This window comes from Streptomyces sp. NPDC087787 (assembly GCF_044743035.1).
Lineage (GTDB): Bacteria > Actinomycetota > Actinomycetes > Streptomycetales > Streptomycetaceae > Streptomyces.
Map to the genome: position 1 here is coordinate 87,114 of NZ_JBIUVQ010000005.1, position 16,034 is coordinate 103,147.

Below are 16,034 nucleotides of genomic sequence, written 5' to 3' on the forward strand. Positions count from 1 at the left end.
CCAAGGCAGTTCGGTCAGGTGACAGGCCGCTGAACTCACGACGGCATCTCACGGATTCGTGATGAACCGTCACTCGCCAACGTAAGTTACTCGTATCCACACACAAAGACGCGTATAGGTGCGGAAAGAAATGCGATGGCGTGGCGTCGCTCTGCCAGGAGGACCAACGGATCACCCGCCATCAGCTACACCATGCCGAGCACAACTCACCAGCAGGCACCACTCATCGAGGGGCACAAGTCCGTGAGCCTCTTTCCACTTGGTTGGCCGGCCGACCAGTTGGCGTGGCGGGTTTGGTAACAGCCGGCACCTCTTGACGGGCTGCTGAGACACGTAAGGGATTTCCGGGTGCGCGCAGGAGCGCTATACGCGGAAGGGCACGGCGGTGATGACGATTTTGGGGAGGGACCGCAGGGCTCGGCCCCGGCGTGGGGCGGTGCGGCTGTGGAGGAGTTGGTGGCTCCGGTGCCGAGTGATGATCCCCCCGTTCGTCTCCGGCTGCGCCGCGCGCCGTCGCGGGACGGGGCCGCGTCCGGCACGGCGGGGCCCGTACCCGGCCCCACGGCGGTGTGCGCGGACAGTTCGACGGTGTGCGGGCGCAGGCGCAAGGGGTGGCAGCTCACGGGTGAGGGAACGGGAGCGAGGCCGCCACATGCCGTCCAGCCCGCCCGTCGCGGGCGTCAGGCACAGGCGAGCCGGCAGCGACGACGCGCGCCTGCCCGATGTCGTACCCGGTCGACGGTCACGGCCATGGCGCGGACCTGTCCCCGGGCTCGTGGGTTCGGCCCGGCATCGTCGATCACCCGAAAGGACACCCGCAGCGGGCGCGCCGGGGCAGATCCAGTCCCTGCGCTCAGCATGCCATTGGAGTGGTTGACCAGGGTCGACGGAGGTGCGTCGACGTCGCGCCCCATAGGGGCGCCCCACTCGCCGCACCGGCCGAAAGCCCAAGTACGTCCAGTACGAGGGCCTCCGGCCGGCACACCGAGAGCACGCACCGGGCGCCGCTCCTTCACGGTCAAACTTTGCCTGCCGCGGCACTGGGAGACGAAGAAGGCGGCAGCGAGCGCGGACGAGCCCCGCCCCTCTCCGGCTGGTCTCGTCCGCGTGCCGCTTCAGCCAGGCCTTACAGTCCGCTCTCAGACATTCCGTGGACCGCGGGGATGGTGCCGAGGCGGCCCTTCTTGAAGTCCTCGAAGGCCTCCATGAGTTCCTCCCGGGTGTTCATGACGAAGGGGCCGTAGTGGGCCATCGGCTCCCGGATCGGCTGCCCGCCGAGGAGGACGACCTCCAGGTCGGGCGTGTGCGAGTCCTGCCGCTCGTCCGCGCGGACGGTCAGCGAGGAACCGGCGCCGAAGACCGCGGTCTGACCCAGGTGGATCGGCCGGCGCTCGGCGCCCACGGTGCCGCGTCCCGCCATCACGTACGCCAGGCCGTTGAAGTCCTCCCGCCAGGGCAGGGTGACCTCCGCGCCCGGCGCCACCGTCGCGTGGATCATCGTGATCGGCGTGTGAGTGCTGCCGGGGCCCGCGTGGCCGTCCAGCTCACCGGCGATGACCCGCAGCAGCGCGCCGCCGTCGGGGGAGGTGAGGAGCTGGACACTGCCACCGCGGATGTCCTGGTAGCGCGGCGCCATCATCTTGTCCCTGGCCGGCAGGTTCACCCACAGCTGGAGGCCGTGGAAGAGGCCGCCGGAGACCACCAGCGACTCCGGCGGGGCCTCGATGTGCAGCAGTCCGCTGCCCGCCGTCATCCACTGGGTGTCGCCGTTGGTGATGGTGCCGCCACCGCCGTTGGAGTCCTGGTGGTCGAAGGTGCCGTCGATGATGTAGGTGACGGTCTCGAAGCCACGGTGCGGGTGCCAGGGGGTGCCCTTGGGCTCGCCCGGCGCGTACTCCACCTCACCCATCTGGTCCATCATGATGAACGGGTCGAGGTGGCGGTAGTTGATCCCGGCGAACGCCCGGCGCACCGGGAAGCCCTCGCCCTCGAAGCCGCTCGGCGCGGTCGTGACGGTGAGCACGGGACGTGCCACGGCGTCTGCGGGCGCTGCCACACGGGGCAGCGTCAGCGGGTTCTCGACGGTCACTGCAGGCATGTCGGTTCCTCCTTGTGCGCCCACTTTAGTTGAGCGTTGAACTTTCTGCCAGCCCCAACAGAAGAAGCCCGGAGGGCATTCCCTCCGGGCTCCACGGCACCCACGTGCCGACTCCTAGCCGTACATCCGGCGCATCGCGAAGTCGACCATCTGCTCGACCGCCTTGGCGTCGAACACCATCCGGTGCTCGCCCTCCATGTCGACCACGAAGCCGTAGCCGGTCGGCAGCAGGTCGATCACCTCGGCGCCGGTGATCACGAAGTACTTGGACTCCTTGCCCGCGTACCGGCGCAGCTCCTTGAGCGAGGTGAACATCGGGATCACCGGCTGCTGGGTGTTGTGCAGCGCCAGGAACCCGGGGTTGTCGCCGCGCGGGCAGTACACCTTGGAGGTCGCGAAGACCTGCTGGAAGTCCTCGGCGGCCATCTGCCCCGTGGTGAAGGCGCGCACCGCCTCCGCGAGCGAGGGCGGCGACGGCTCGGGGTAGGCGGGAGCCTGCTGGCCGTACCCGCCGACACCGCCGGGCATCTGCTGCTGCGGAGGGACGTACCCCTGCTGTGCCGCCCCACTGTCCATCGGCTGGCCGTATCCGTACATGAGCCACAGCGTACTGACCCGCACGAGGGCTCGGTCACACATGGCGGGATCGGGGTTGCTTCTTATTACCGACGGGTAGCATCATCGGAGCTACTAGTTGGTACGTGAACCAGATGCGAGGAGTCAGTGCCTCGCCGAGTCCTCGACGGGAGCCGTGGCCATGGGGCACTACAAGTCGAACCTCCGCGACATCGAGTTCAACCTCTTCGAAGTGCTCGGACGCGACAAGCTGTACGGCACCGGTCCGTTCGAGGAGATGGACGCCGACACCGCCAGGAGCGTCCTGGAGGAGCTGACCCGCCTGGCGGAGAACGAGCTGGCGGAGTCCTTCGTCGACGCCGACCGCAACCCGCCGGTGTTCGACCCCGAGACGAACACCGCGCCGGTCCCGGCGGCCTTCAAGAAGAGCTACAAGGCCTTCATGGACTCCGAGTACTGGCGCCTCGGCCTGCCCGAGGAGATCGGCGGCACCACCGCTCCGCCGTCCCTGATCTGGGCCTACGCGGAGCTGATCCTCGGCGCCAACCCGGCGATCTGGATGTACTCCTCCGGCCCGGCGTTCGCGCGCATCCTCTTCGACGAGGGCACCGAGGAGCAGAAGAAGATCGCCTCGATCGCGGTCGAGAAGACCTGGGGCTCCACCATGGTGCTCACCGAGCCCGACGCCGGCTCGGACGTCGGCGCCGGCCGCACCAGGGCGGTCCAGCAGGAGGACGGCTCCTGGCACATCGAGGGCGTGAAGCGCTTCATCACCTCCGGTGAGCACGACATGGAGGAGAACATCCTCCACTACGTCCTCGCCCGCCCCGAGGGCGCGGGACCCGGCACCAAGGGGCTGTCCCTCTTCCTCGTCCCGAAGTACCTCTTCGACTTCGAGACCGGTGAACTCGGCGAGCGCAACGGCGTCTACGCCACCAACGTCGAGCACAAGATGGGCCTGAAGGCCTCCAACACCTGCGAGATGACCTTCGGCGACCGCCACCCCGCCAAGGGCTGGCTGATCGGCGACAAGCACGACGGCATCCGCCAGATGTTCCGCATCATCGAGTTCGCCCGCATGATGGTCGGCACGAAGGCGATCTCCACGCTGTCCACCGGCTACCTCAACGCGCTCGAGTACGCCAAGGAGCGCGTCCAGGGCCCCGACCTGGCGAACTTCATGGACAAGTCCGCGCCCAAGGTCACCATCACCCACCACCCCGACGTGCGCCGCTCGCTGATGACGCAGAAGGCGTACGCGGAGGGCATGCGCGCCCTCGTGCTGCACACCGCCGCGGTGCAGGACACCATCGCGGTCAAGGAGGCGAACGGCGAGGACGCCTCGGCCGAGCACGCGCTCAACGACCTGCTCCTGCCCATCGTCAAGGGCTACGGCTCCGAGAAGGGCTACGAGCAGCTCGCCCAGTCGCTGCAGACCTTCGGCGGCTCCGGCTTCCTCCAGGAGTACCCGGTCGAGCAGTACATCCGGGACGCCAAGATCGACACCCTCTACGAGGGCACCACGGCCATCCAGGGCCAGGACTTCTTCTTCCGGAAGATCGTCCGCAACCAGGGTGCCGCGCTGAACTCGGTCGCCGAGGACATCAAGGAGTTCCTCGCCCTCGGCACCGGCGGCGAGGACCTGGCCGGCGCCCGGGAGCACCTCGCCAGGGCCGCCGCCGAGCTGGAGGGCCTCGTCGGCCTGATGCTGACCGACCTCGCGGCCACCGAGAAGGACGTCAAGAGCATCTACAAGGTGGGCCTGAACACCACCCGCCTGCTGCTCGCCTCCGGTGACGTGATCGTCGGCCACCTGCTGCTCAAGGGCGCCGCGATCGCCGCCGAGAAGCTCGAGACGGCCTCCACGAAGGACAGGGCGTTCTACCAGGGCAAGATCGCGGCGGCGAAGTTCTTCGCGGCCAACGTCCTGCCGGGCGTCACCCTGGCCCGCAAGGTCGCCCAGAACGTCGACCTGGACCTGATGGAGCTGGACGAGGCCGCCTTCTAGGGCGAGCCCCGGACCGGGCGCCGCCCGCTCCTCACCCGACGAGGGTCCGCTCCCGGCACCGGGAGCGGACCCTCGTGACGTCGTTAAGGTGAACCCATGAGTACAAGCCAGCGCTTCGACCGCGGCCACACCGACGACCTGATGTCCTTCCTGGCGGCGAGCCCGTCGCCGTACCACGCCGTGGCGAACACGGCCGAGCGGCTGGAGAAGGCCGGCTTCCGCCAGGTCTCGGAGACGGACGCGTGGGACGGCACGGCGGGCGGAAAGTACGTGCTGCGCGGCGGGGCGATCGTGGCCTGGTACGTCCCCGAGGGCGCGGCGCCGCACACCCCCTTCCGCATCGTCGGCGCGCACACCGACTCCCCGAACCTGCGCGTCAAGCCACTGCCCGACACCGGGGGGCACGGCTGGCGCCAGGTCGCCGTGGAGATCTACGGCGGCCCGCTGATGAACTCCTGGCTCGACCGCGACCTGGGCCTGGCCGGCCGGCTCACACTGCGCGACGGCTCCACCCGCCTGGTCAACGTCGACCGTCCGCTGCTGCGCGTCCCCCAGCTCGCGATCCACCTGGACCGCCAGGTCTCGGCGGAGGGCCTCAAGCTGGACAAGCAGCGGCATCTGCAACCGGTGTGGGGCCTCGGCGACGACGTCCGCGACGGCGATCTGATCGCCTTCCTCGAGGCGGAGGCGGGACTCGCGGCGGGCGAGGTGGCCGGCTGGGACCTGATGACGCACTCCGTGGAGCCCCCCGCCTACCTGGGCCGGGACCGTGAGCTGATGGCCGGGCCCCGGATGGACAACCTGCTGTCGGTGCACGCCGGCGCCGCGGCGCTCGCGGCCGTCGCGACGGGGGCGCCGGAGCTGCCGTACATCCCCGTGCTGGCCGCCTTCGACCACGAGGAGAACGGCTCCCAGTCGGACACCGGCGCGGACGGCCCGCTGCTCGGAGGCGTGCTGGAGCGCTCGGTGTTCGCGCGCGGAGGGTCGTACGAGGACCGGGCGCGCGCCTTCGCCGGCACGGTCTGCCTGTCCTCCGACACCGGCCACGCCGTCCACCCCAACTACGCCGAGCGGCACGACCCGACCCACCACCCGCGCGCGGGCGGCGGCCCCATCCTCAAGGTCAACGTCAACAACCGCTACGCGACGGACGGTTCGGGACGCGCGGTGTGGGTGGCGGCCTGCGAGAAGGCCGGTGTCCCGTTCCAGTCCTTCGTCTCCAACAACTCCATGCCGTGCGGCACGACCATCGGCCCGATCACCGCGGCCCGGCACGGCATCCGCACCGTCGACATCGGCGTGGCCATCCTGTCGATGCACAGCGCCCGCGAACTGTGCGCCGCCGACGACCCGTTCCTGCTGGCGAACGCGCTGGTGGCGTTCCTGGAGGGCTGAGCGGCGCGGCCTCCCTGCCCATGAGGCGCCGCCTCCGCATGGTCACCCGGCTTGCGGGTACCCGGAGTTGACCGGAAGGGACCGGCACGGCCGGACCCTCCGGATCCGACACCGGACAGGGAGGCGACACTCATGGGCCTCGGCGGCTGCATCATCCTCATCGCCGTGGGAGCCATCCTCACGTTCGCGACCGACTGGCACATGCAGGGAGTCAACCTGCACGTGGTCGGCGTCATCCTGATGATCGTCGGCCTGATCGGCGTCACGACGTTCAGCAGCATCTACCGCCGCCGCCGTGTCATGGTGCCTCCCACCACGGTCGTCGAAGAGGATCACCACCACCACGCACGCGACGGCTACAGCGACGGCTACGGCCTCTGAGCCGCGTACCGGGCCGGCCCCGCGACCACGGAACATGACGGGCGGACGGCGACAAGCCCGAGCATTTCCCTCGGCCCACCCCCTCGTCGTGTTGTGTGAACATCGTGAAGACTTTCCGCCCTCGACATCATCACGACGGGGGGTGACACGGTGCCGCCGGAGCCCTTGGAGGGTCAGCCCGCCGCGCTCTCGTCCATCCCGGCCAGGACGAGCGGCAGCCGGTCCGCCGCCCCCTCGGTGAGGCGGACCGGAACGCCCCAGTCCTGCTGGTGCACATGGCAGGCGGGGTACTCGTTCGCGGGGTCGTCGTCGCAGGAGGCCGCCATCGCGGAGACGTGCAGGACACCCTCCGCGACGGCGGGGTTCAGCTCCAGTTCGCGGCACAGGTCGGTGTCCGCGCCCTCGCCCTTCAGCAGCAGCTCGGGCGGGGTGGAGGAGACCAGCAGCCGGGTCGACGGCCCGTACCGGGTGTCGAGCTTCTGACCCGCCGGGGCCTGGAAGATCACGTCGAGGCGGAGGCGGCCGGGGGCGACCTCCGTGGCGGAGCGCTGGGTGCGGTGGGCGACCGCCTCGACCCGTACCGCCTCCTCCGGCAGGCGCAGCCGGGTCAGCCGGTGCCGCGCCGACTCCACCACCACGATGTCGTCGCCGACGAGCACCGCGTCGCTGGGCTCACGCAGATCGGTGGCGAGCGTCGTGACCTCACCGGTCGCCGGGTCGTAGCGGCGCAGGGCGTGGTTGTAGGTGTCGCTGACGGCGACCGATCCGTCGGGGAGCGCCGTGACACCCAACGGGTGCTGGAGAAGGGCCTGTTCGGCCGCGCCGTCCCGGTGCCCGAAGTCGAACAGACCCGTGCCGACGGCGGTGTGGACGTGCCCTTCGAGGTCCACCCAGCGCAGGGCGGACGTCTCGGAGTCGGCGAGCCACAGCCGGTCCGGCGTGGCCGCGAGCCCGGAGGGCTGCGCGAACCAGGCGTCCGCGCCGGGCCCGTCGACGAGCCCCTCGTTCGTGGTCCCGGCCGTGACGGCGACGCTCCTGTCCTCCGGGTCGTAGGCCCAGAGCTGGTGCACGCCGGCCATGGCGATCCACACCTTGCCGTTCCACCAGGCCACGTCCCAAGGTGAGGACAGCTTCACGTCCAGGGCGGGGCCGGAGGTGGCCTCGCCCTGCATCCACTGGTGTCCGGTGCCCGCCAGCGTCGTGGTCACGCCCGTCTCCGGGTCGAAGCGCCGCAGGGCGTGGTTGACCGTGTCGGCGACCACGACGGCGCCGTCCGGCAGGAGCGCGAGTCCCTGCGGCTCCTGGAACCGGGCCCGGTCCGGACCGCCGTCGGCCATCCCCCGGCCGCCCTGGCCGATCCGCCGCACCACGGTCTCGCCGTCCTCCGCCAGTTCCACCAGCTGGTGCCGGGTGGTGTCGCTGACCAGGAAGTTCCCGGAGGGCAGCAGCAGTGCCCTGCCCGGGAAGCGCAGGGTGGTGGGCTCCGGCTCCGGCGGCACGTACGGTCCGTCACCGCGGCGCAGGGTGCCCTTCGCCTCGTGCTCCGCCTCCAGCTCCTCCACCAGCCGCTCGATCGCGTGCGCGTGCCCCTCGCCGGCGTGCTGCGCGACGACGTAGCCCTCCGGGTCGATGACGACGAGCGTCGGCCAGGCCCGTACCGCGTACTGCTTCCAGGTGGCGAGCTCCGGGTCGTCGAGCACCGGGTGCTCCACCCCGTACCGCTCCACCGCGTCGACCACCGCCTGGTGCTCCGCCTCGTGCACGAACTTCGGCGAGTGCACCCCGACGACCACGACCGTGTCCCGGTGCCGCTCCTCCAGCTCGCGCAGCTCGTCCAGGACGTGCAGGCAGTTCACGCAGCAAAACGTCCAGAAATCCACAACGACGCACTTGCCGCGCAGGTCGGCGAGCGTGAGGTTCTTCCCGCCCGTGTTGAGCCAGCCGCCCTTGCCGGTCAGTTCGGGGGCGCGTACGCGGGCGCGTCGGGGTGCCGTGTCGTTCATGGGACCAAGGGTGCCACCCGGCGGCGGTGGCCCGTCCGGCGCGGTGCCGTACGGGGCTTGTCGGACCACCGGCGGCGTCGCGGGGGCGGAGCCGGGGAAGCGGTGAGGACATGAGATTCCTCGTACGCGACCGGATTTTCGGCATCGGTGACGACTACTGGATCGAGGACGAACACGGCCGCAAGGTCTTCCTCGTCGACGGCAAGGCGATGCGGCTGCGGGACACCTTCGAGCTGAAGGACGCCCACGGCCGGGTCCTCATCAACATCCACCAGAAGATGCTCGCGCTGCGGGACACGATGGTGATCGAGCGGGACGGGGAGGCCCTGGCGAAGATCAGGCGCAAGCGGCTGTCGCTGCTGCGCAACCACTACCGGGTGTCCCTGGTGGACGGCACCGAGCTCGACGTCAGCGGCAAGATCCTCGACCGGGAGTTCGCCGTGGAGTACGACGGCGACCTGCTCGCGGTGATCTCCCGGCGCTGGCTGAGCGTCGTGGAGACCTACGGCGTCGACATCGTGCGCGAGGACGCCGACCCCGCGCTGCTGATCGCGGTGGCGGTGTGCGTGATCCACCTGGCGGAGAAGGAACGCGAGCACCGGTAGGCGCCGAGGAGGAGCCCGTGCGCCAGGAGCCCTCCCGGCGCCGGCGAGGCCCCCCGTCGCTGGACGTGATCCTGGCGGCACGGAGAATCCCCGGCGCCGGACACCGTCCCGGCGGGCGGAGAAGCCCCGGCGCTAGTGCCGCGGCAGGCAACGTTTGCCCGTCAAGGAGCGGCGTCCGGTGCGTGCTCTCGGCGTGCCGGCCGGAAGTCCTCGTACTGGACGTACTTGGCTTTCGGCCGGTGCGGCGAGTGGGGGTCCCCCCTGCTCGAAGAGCTCGGGGGAGCGTGCCGGGCGTCGCGACGGGGCAGACGTTGCCTGTTGCGGCGCTAGACGCCGTCCTGGCGGCGTGGGGGTTCCAGGCCGAGGACCCGGTCCTTCAGGGCCGGGAACTGGTCCCGGGTGGCCCGCACCCTCGCCGGGTCGAGGTCGACCGTGAGGACCTCCTCGCCGGGGCCGGCCTCGGCCAGCACCTCGCCCCAGGGATCCACCACGATCGAGTGACCCGCCTGCGGAACTCCGGCGTGCGTCCCCGCCGTTCCACAGGCGAGCACGAACGCCTGGTCCTCCACCGCCCGCGCCCGGGCCAGCAGCGTCCAGTGCGCACGCCGGCGCTCGGGCCAGCCCGCCGGGACCACCAGGGTCTGCGCGCCCGCGTCGACGAGCCCGCGGAAGAGTTCGGGGAAACGGAGGTCGTAACAGGTCGCGAGGCCCAGGGTGGTGTCCGGCAGAGGGACCGTCACCAGTTTCCGCCCCGCGCTCATCAGCACGGCCTCGCCCTTGTCGAAGCCGAAGCGGTGGATCTTGCGGTAGACGGCGGCCAGCTCGCCGGAAGGGGAGAAGACCAGGGAGGTGTTGTAGAGGGCGTCCGCGCCCTGGGCCGGATCGCCGTCGGACGCGACGCGTTCGGGGATCGAGCCGGCGTGCAGCCACACGCCCGCGTCGCTCGCCGCCTTGGCCATCGCCTCGTAGGTGGGCCCCTCCAGCGGTTCGGCCTCGCGTTCGAACTCCGCGAAGGCGAAGGCCCCGGTGGTCCACAGCTCCGGGAGCACCACGAGATCGGCCCCGGCCTGCTCGCACACCAGTGCGGCCACTCGTTGACGCCGCGAATCGACCGATTCGCCCTCGTCCACGGCAATCTGGATCAGCGAAGCGCGCACACTACCACCGTCCTGGCACTCGAGTCGTCCGGACAGGCCTACGATCGTCACACGAAAGCACTGCCGGGCTGCCTCACAGCAGCGTAACTTAGCGTCTCAAGACACCCGCCGACCGCAGCCACCTGCCCACTGGCAATGCCATCACATCCTGCCCGTGTACCGACCGCCGAGGGGTCCCGTTCCGTGAGTCTGCATCCCACCCTCCAGCCCTACGCCGATGCCTGGACCCACTCCGTCGAGGCGATATCGGAGCTGATGCAGCCCCTGGTGGAAGCCGACTGGAACCGGCGCACCCCGTGCCCCGGCTGGTCGGTCCGCGACGTGGTCTCGCACATCATCGGCATGGACTGCGAGATGCTGGGCGACCCGCGGCCCATCCACGCGCTGCCGCGCGACCTGTTCCACGTCACCAACGAGCACCAGCGCTACATGGAGATGCAGGTCGACGTCCGCCGTCACCACACCTCGCCGGAGATGACCTCCGAGCTGGAGTACACGATCATCCGCCGCAACCGCCAGCTGCGGAACGAGGCCCGCGACCCCGGCACCAAGGTGCGCGGTCCGCTCAGCGCGGAGATCACCCTCGAAGAGGCCATGCGCTACCGGGCCTTCGACATCTGGGTGCACGAGCAGGATCTGCGCGTGGCCCTCGGCCGGCCCGGCAACCTGGACTCGCCGGGCGCCCACGTCGCCCGTGACCATCTGCTGGCCGCCCTCCCGGACGTGGTCGCGGTCAAGGCGGACGCCCCGCGCAGCTCGGCGATCGTCTTCGACGTGCACGGCCCGGTGGAGTTCCTGCGCACGATCCGCGTCGACATCCAGGGCCGCGGCACCCTGGAGACGGCCCCGGCCCTCGGCCCGGCGGCGACCCTGGCGCTCGACTGGGAGACCTACGTACGCCTGGCCTGCGGCCGGACCACCCCGGAAGCGGTCGCGGACCGGGTGAAGACGGAGGGCGACCTGGACCTGGCGGAGGCGATCCTGCGGAACTTCGTGGTGACTGCCTAGTGCCGCGGCAGGCAACGTTTGCCCGTCGACGACGGGGCGAACGTTGCCTGTTGGGACACTGGGACCGCGGCCGCGGACAGAGGTGCCTCCCCGGGGGCGAGCCGGATCCCCCCTGCTCCAGGAGCCTGGGGGGAGGCGCCTCCCGACCGCGGCGAGCGCGCCGGCGCCGGCCCCGCCTCGCGGCGGTGACGCGGGGCACCGTCACGCCGGCACGTGCACCGTCTCCACCCGGCTGGCGACCAGCCGCTCCCGCTCCCGGCGCGCCGCCTTCCTGCGCAGCCTCAGGATCTGGCTCACGCCCAGCGCCTGGAGCACGAACACCGCCGAGAAGGCGATCCGGTAGTCGTCCCCGGTCGCGTCCAGCAGCACCCCGACCGCGAACAGCGTCGTCATCGAGGCCACGAAGCCACCCATGTTGGTGATGCCCGACGCCGTCCCCTGGCGCTCCGCCGGATTCGCCGGGCGTGCGAAGTCGAACCCGATCATCGAGGCCGGCCCGCACGCGCCGAGCACCAGGCAGAGCACGACCAGCAGCCACACCGGCGCCCGTCCGCCCGGATACGCCAGCGTCACCGCCCACATGGTCGCGGTCACCGCCACCGTGCCGAGCGCGAGCGGCAGCCGTGCGGCGTGGTGCCGGGCGACGATCTGCCCGTAGACGAGCCCGACGGCCATGTTGGACACCACGACGAGCGTGAGCAGTTCCCCCGCGTCCGCCCGCGACAGGCCCTGGGCCTCGACCAGGAACGGCAGCCCCCACAGCAGCAGGAACACCATCGCCGGGAACTGCGTGGTGAAGTGCACCCACAGCCCGAGCCGCGTCCCGGGCTCCCGCCAGGCCGCGGCGATCTGCCGGCGAACGTACGCGGCGCCCAGGTGGGGCAGCGGCTCCGGTTCGTGGCCCTCCGGGTGGTCCTTGAGGAACAGCACCAGCAGCACCAGCACCACGGCTCCGGCCAGCGCGCTGCCCGCGAAGGCCGCCGTCCAGCCCACCCCGTGCAGCAGCCGGGCCAGCACCAGCGTGGACACCAGGTTGCCGGCCATTCCGACCAGTCCGGCCAGCTGGGCGACCAGCGGACCGCGCCGGACGGGGAACCAACGGGTGCCCAGCCGCAGCACGCTGATGAACGTCATGGCGTCCCCGCAGCCGAGCAGCGCGCGCGAGGCGAGCGCGGTGCCGTACGACGGGGAGAACGCGAAGCCGAGCTGGCCGGCCGTGAAGAGGACGGCGCCGATGGCCAGCACCTTCTTGGTGCCGAGCCGGTCGACGAGCAGGCCGACCGGTATCTGCATGCCCGCGTAGACGAGGAGTTGGAGGATGGAGAACGTCGACAGCGCCGAGGCGCCCACGTGGAAGCGGTCGGCGGCGTCGAGGCCGGCGACGCCCAGGGACGTGCGGAAGATGACGGCGACGAAGTAGACGGCGACGCCGATGCTCCACACGGCGACGGCACGCCGGCCGCCGGGCGGATCGCCGGGCAGGATGGCCGGCGAGGAGGCCGACGAGGACGAGGCGCTCACCGGACCTCACCCCGCGCGAGGTGGGAGAACCAGTTGACGTGCCGGTGCACGACCTCGACGGCCGCCTCCGCGTCACCCGAGCGCAGCGCGTCGAGGATCTGCTCGTGCTCGGCGAGCGTCTTGGCGAGCCGGTCGGGGTGGGAGTGCATGACGGCGACGCCCATGCGCAGCTGCCGGTCGCGCAACTGGTCGTAGAGCCGGGACAGGATCTCGTTGCCGCCGCTGCGGACGATCTCGGCGTGGAAGCAGCGGTCGGTGACGGCGGCCGCGGCGAAGTCACCGGCGGCGGCCTCCTTCTTCTGCTTCAGCAGCAGTTCCTCGAGCCGCTCGATGAGCCCCGGCGGCGCGGGTACGGCCTTCCTGGCCGCGTGCTCCTCGACCAGTTGCCGGGTCTCGACCACATCGGCGATCTCCTGCGCGGAGACCGGCAGGACGAGGGCGCCCTTCTTCGGGTAGAGCCTGATGAGCCCCTCGACCTCCAGCCGCAGCAGAGCCTCGCGCACGGGCGTGCGCGACACCCCGACGGCCTCGGCCAGCTCACCCTCGGTCAGCAGGGTGCCGCCCTGGTAACTGCGGTCCAGGACGGCCTGTTTGACGTGCGTGTACACGCGGTCGGCGGCGGGGGGCTGTTTCACGGCCATGCTCATGCCCACAGCATAGATACAACACGTACGCAAGGCCCGCCGCATCCAGCATGCGGACCATACGGGCCCGGCGGGAAATCCACCCCGGAAACCGCACAACCTTCCACGGCGCCCGCGAGTCAGACTGGTGCGGCCCCACCTTGTGGGCTCTCAACTCTGCCGCACCGCAGAGGAATTCGACATAATCGGGGTACCTCACTTGAAAACCGGCATCCAGGGCATCCGTATCCGCAGAGCCGCCGCGGTCACCGTGACCGCGAGCGCCGTGCTCGCCGCCGGGGCCCTCACCGCAGCACCCGCGCAGGCCGTCGCCACGCCGTCGATCGTGGCCAAGGGCGGCTTCGTGATGGACGACGCGACGGGCAAGACCCTCTACGCCAAGACCGCGGACACCAAGCGTTCCACCGGCTCCACCACGAAGATCATGACCGCCAAGGTCGTGCTGGCCCAGCCGAAACTGAACCTCGACGCCAAGGTCACCATCCAGAAGGCGTACAGCGACTACGTCGTCAAGAACAACGCCTCCCAGGCCCACCTGATCGTCGGCGACAAGGTGACCGTCCGCCAGCTGCTGTACGGCCTGATGCTGCCCTCGGGCTGCGACGCCGCCTACGCGCTGGCCGACAAGTACGGTTCGGGCTCGACGCGGGACGCGCGGGTGAAGTCCTTCATCGGCAAGATGAACAGCACCGCCAAGAGCCTCGGCATGACGAACACGCACTTCGACTCGTTCGACGGCATCGGCAAGGGCAACAACTACTCGACGCCGCGCGACCTGACGAAGCTGGCGCGCAGCACGATGAAGAACGCCACGTTCCGTACGGTCGTGAAGACGAAGTCGTACACGGCCAAGACCGTCACCAAGACGGGCAGCATCCGCACGATGGGCAAGTGGACGAACACGAACACGCTGCTCAGCAGCTACAGCGGCGCGATCGGCGTGAAGACGGGCTCCGGCCCGCAGGCCGGCGCCTGCCTCGTCTTCGCCGCCACCAGGAACGGCAGGACCGTCATCGGCACCGTCCTGGCCTCGTCGACGTACGCCCAGCGCGCGACGGACGCGACGAAGCTCCTGAACTACGGCTTCACCCAGAAGGGCTGACCGCCGCTCACCGGCCCCACCGGGCCGGAAGGGCCCGCCGCTGAGACCAGCGGCGGGCCCTTCTCGTGTGCCCCGCACCTCCGGACGGAGGTGCGGGGCGCCGTGGTGCCGTGGGCCGTCAGGCCCAGGTGATCAGTCGCTTCGGCTGTTCCAGGATCGCGGCCACGTCGGCCAGGACCTTGGAGCCGAGTTCGCCGTCGACCAGGCGGTGGTCGAAGCTGAGGGCCAGCGTGGTGACCTGGCGGGGCTTGACCTTGCCCTTGTGGACCCACGGCTGGAGCTTGATCGCGCCGACCGCGAGGATCGCCGACTCGCCGGGGTTGAGGATCGGCGTGCCGGTGTCGACGCCGAAGACGCCGACGTTGGTGATCGTCACCGTGCCGCCCTGCATGGCCGCCGGGGACGTCTTGCCCTCGCGGGCCGTGGCCACCAGCTCACCGAGGCCCTGCGCGAGTTGCGGCAGCGTCTTGGCGTGGGCGTCCTTGATGTTCGGCACGATCAGGCCGCGCGGGGTCGCCGCCGCGATGCCCAGGTTGACGTAGTGCTTCAGGACGATCTCCTGAGCCGCCTCGTCCCAGGACGCGTTGATCTCCGGGTTGCGCTTGATGGCGACCAGCAGGGCCTTGGCGATCAGCAGCAGCGGGTTGACCCGCAGCCCCTGCATGTCCTTGTCCTGCTTGAGCTCCTCGACCAGCTTCATCGTGCGCGTCACGTCCACCGTCACGAACTCCGTGACGTGCGGGGCCGTGAACGCCGAGCCGACCATCGCCGCCGCCGTCGCCTTGCGGACGCCCTTGACGGGGATACGGGTCTCGCGCGCCCCGTCGTGGCTCACGGCGGGAGCCGGAGCCGCGGCCACCGGCGCCGGCGCAGCCGCCGGCTCGGGGGCGGTGGGTGCGGCCGGTGCCGCCACCGCCGCGTGCACGTCCTCGCGGGTGATGATGCCGTCCGGGCCGGACGGCACGACCGTGGCGAGGTCCACTCCCAGGTCCTTGGCCAGCTTGCGCACCGGGGGCTTGGCCAGCGGGCGGGGCCCGGCGGGCGCCGCGGCGGCCGCGGTGCCGTGCCCGTTCAGCTCCGCCCTCGGTGCCGTCGCCGCCGGGGCGGCCACGGCCTCCGGGCCCTTGCGCGGGCGGCGCTTGGTGGAGGACACCGAGACGCCGTAGCCCACCAGCACCGGCTGGCGGCCCTGCGGCTTCTCCTCCCCGTCCGTGCCCTGCCCGGTCTTCGGCTCGGCCACCGGGGCGGCCTGCGCCGGGACCTCGGCCGGAGCCGCGCCCGCGACCTGCACCGCGATGATGGACGTGCCCACGTCCACCGTGGTGCCCTCGGCGAAGTGCAGCTCGCGCACCACCCCGTCGTAGGGGATGGGCAGTTCGACAGCCGCCTTGGCGGTCTCGACCTCGCAGACCACCTGTCCGTCGGTGACCGTGTCACCGGGCTGGACGTACCACTTGAGGATCTCCGCCTCGGTCAGACCCTCGCCGACATCCGGCATCTTGAACTCGCGCACGGACGCATCGGTCATCGTCGTCA

General features: G+C 70.8%; 13 protein-coding genes. 6 read left to right on the forward strand and 7 right to left on the reverse strand.

Annotation, left to right across the window (positions count from 1 at the left end):
• Window positions 1–1,126: 1,126 nt before the first annotated feature.
• Together ACIOWN_RS10095 and ACIOWN_RS10100 are read right to left on the reverse strand one after the other, a co-directional pair.
• Complete coding sequence (locus ACIOWN_RS10095; RefSeq protein WP_362350559.1) at window positions 1,127–2,098, reverse strand: pirin family protein; 972 nt, start codon at window positions 2,096–2,098, stop codon at window positions 1,127–1,129.
• 114 nt (window positions 2,099–2,212) lie between these two features.
• Window positions 2,213–2,695, reverse strand: coding sequence for an SseB family protein (locus tag ACIOWN_RS10100; protein WP_100568576.1), 483 nt, complete (start codon window positions 2,693–2,695; stop codon window positions 2,213–2,215).
• A gap of 160 nt (window positions 2,696–2,855) precedes the next feature.
• On the opposite strand from ACIOWN_RS10100, the gene ACIOWN_RS10105 reads away from it, so the two are divergent.
• The 3 genes from ACIOWN_RS10105 to ACIOWN_RS10115 all read left to right on the forward strand — a co-directional run bounded on the left by ACIOWN_RS10105 (window position 2,856) and on the right by ACIOWN_RS10115 (window position 6,458).
• The gene (locus tag ACIOWN_RS10105) at window positions 2,856–4,682 is read left to right on the forward strand and encodes an acyl-CoA dehydrogenase (RefSeq protein WP_362350562.1); all 1,827 of its coding nucleotides are present in this window, start codon (window positions 2,856–2,858) and stop codon (window positions 4,680–4,682) included.
• Between the two features lie 96 nt (window positions 4,683–4,778).
• Window positions 4,779–6,077 carry a M18 family aminopeptidase gene (locus ACIOWN_RS10110; protein ID WP_362350565.1) on the forward strand — a complete coding sequence of 433 codons (1,299 nt, stop codon included), beginning with the start codon at window positions 4,779–4,781 and terminating at the stop codon, window positions 6,075–6,077.
• 132 nt (window positions 6,078–6,209) lie between these two features.
• The gene (locus ACIOWN_RS10115) at window positions 6,210–6,458 is read left to right on the forward strand and encodes a DUF6458 family protein (protein WP_362350567.1); all 249 of its coding nucleotides are present in this window, start codon (window positions 6,210–6,212) and stop codon (window positions 6,456–6,458) included.
• Between the two features lie 173 nt (window positions 6,459–6,631).
• On the opposite strand, the gene ACIOWN_RS10120 is transcribed toward ACIOWN_RS10115, so the two are convergent.
• Complete coding sequence (locus tag ACIOWN_RS10120; RefSeq protein WP_362350570.1) at window positions 6,632–8,461, reverse strand: NHL domain-containing thioredoxin family protein; 1,830 nt, start codon at window positions 8,459–8,461, stop codon at window positions 6,632–6,634.
• Window positions 8,462–8,571: 110 nt separating this feature from the next.
• Here ACIOWN_RS10120 and ACIOWN_RS10125 point away from each other — a divergent pair, with 110 nt between their 5' ends.
• The gene (locus tag ACIOWN_RS10125) at window positions 8,572–9,066 is read left to right on the forward strand and encodes an LURP-one-related family protein (RefSeq protein ID WP_362350572.1); all 495 of its coding nucleotides are present in this window, start codon (window positions 8,572–8,574) and stop codon (window positions 9,064–9,066) included.
• 326 nt (window positions 9,067–9,392) lie between these two features.
• Here ACIOWN_RS10125 and ACIOWN_RS10130 read toward each other — a convergent pair whose 3' ends face one another.
• The gene (locus tag ACIOWN_RS10130; protein ID WP_362350575.1) at window positions 9,393–10,223 is read right to left on the reverse strand and encodes a carbon-nitrogen family hydrolase; all 831 of its coding nucleotides are present in this window, start codon (window positions 10,221–10,223) and stop codon (window positions 9,393–9,395) included.
• Window positions 10,224–10,406: 183 nt separating this feature from the next.
• On the opposite strand from ACIOWN_RS10130, the gene ACIOWN_RS10135 reads away from it, so the two are divergent.
• A complete protein-coding gene (locus tag ACIOWN_RS10135) occupies window positions 10,407–11,231 on the forward strand; it encodes a maleylpyruvate isomerase family mycothiol-dependent enzyme (protein WP_362350577.1) in 825 nt (274 codons plus the stop codon).
• A 201-nt stretch (window positions 11,232–11,432) separates the two neighbouring features.
• Here the strand turns inward: ACIOWN_RS10135 and ACIOWN_RS10140 are convergent, their stop codons facing one another.
• Both ACIOWN_RS10140 and ACIOWN_RS10145 read right to left on the reverse strand, forming a co-directional pair.
• Window positions 11,433–12,752, reverse strand: coding sequence for an MFS transporter (locus tag ACIOWN_RS10140; protein ID WP_362350579.1), 1,320 nt, complete (start codon window positions 12,750–12,752; stop codon window positions 11,433–11,435).
• Window positions 12,749–13,399, reverse strand: coding sequence for a GntR family transcriptional regulator (locus ACIOWN_RS10145; RefSeq protein WP_100568575.1), 651 nt, complete (start codon window positions 13,397–13,399; stop codon window positions 12,749–12,751). The genes ACIOWN_RS10140 and ACIOWN_RS10145 overlap by 4 nt, the downstream gene beginning before the upstream one ends.
• Window positions 13,400–13,595: 196 nt before the next feature.
• On the opposite strand from ACIOWN_RS10145, the gene ACIOWN_RS10150 reads away from it, so the two are divergent.
• Entirely contained in the window at window positions 13,596–14,498 is a 903-nt protein-coding gene (locus ACIOWN_RS10150) for a serine hydrolase (protein ID WP_362350582.1), read from the forward strand.
• Between the two features lie 118 nt (window positions 14,499–14,616).
• Here the strand turns inward: ACIOWN_RS10150 and ACIOWN_RS10155 are convergent, their stop codons facing one another.
• On the reverse strand, window positions 14,617–16,026 hold the full coding sequence (locus ACIOWN_RS10155; protein ID WP_362351000.1) for a dihydrolipoamide acetyltransferase family protein: 1,410 nt from the start codon (window positions 16,024–16,026) through the stop codon (window positions 14,617–14,619).
• Between the last annotated feature and the right edge of the window lie 8 nt (window positions 16,027–16,034).